Source organism: Bradyrhizobium sp. UBA2491, from assembly GCF_002341725.1.
Lineage (GTDB): Bacteria > Pseudomonadota > Alphaproteobacteria > Rhizobiales > Xanthobacteraceae > Bradyrhizobium.
In genome coordinates this window covers 1-204 of the sequence record NZ_DDOP01000075.1, presented here as the reverse complement: position 1 = coordinate 204, position 204 = coordinate 1, and the positions used below count along the sequence as shown (strand labels likewise).

Annotated in this window: 1 pseudogene; it reads right to left on the bottom strand. The window is 72.5% G+C overall.

Annotated elements, in window-relative coordinates:
• Nucleotides 1–204, bottom strand: a pseudogene (locus tag B2W55_RS24475) (peptidoglycan-binding LysM); the annotation flags it as partial.

Genomic DNA, 204 nt, shown 5'->3' with positions numbered 1-204 from the left:
CCTTGCCGTTGGTCTTCGAGCCGTAAGCCGTGATGACCTTGCCGCGCACTGGCCAGCGGAAGGTCGGCAGCGCACTGGTGGTCTCGGCCGGCTTGGCCGCCGGCGTCTCCGCGACGGCTGGCTGTTCGACAGTCGCGGTCGGCTGGACCAGCCGCGCGCTCTGCTGCGGCAGCGCGCTGGCGACGACCTTCGGAGCCGCCACGG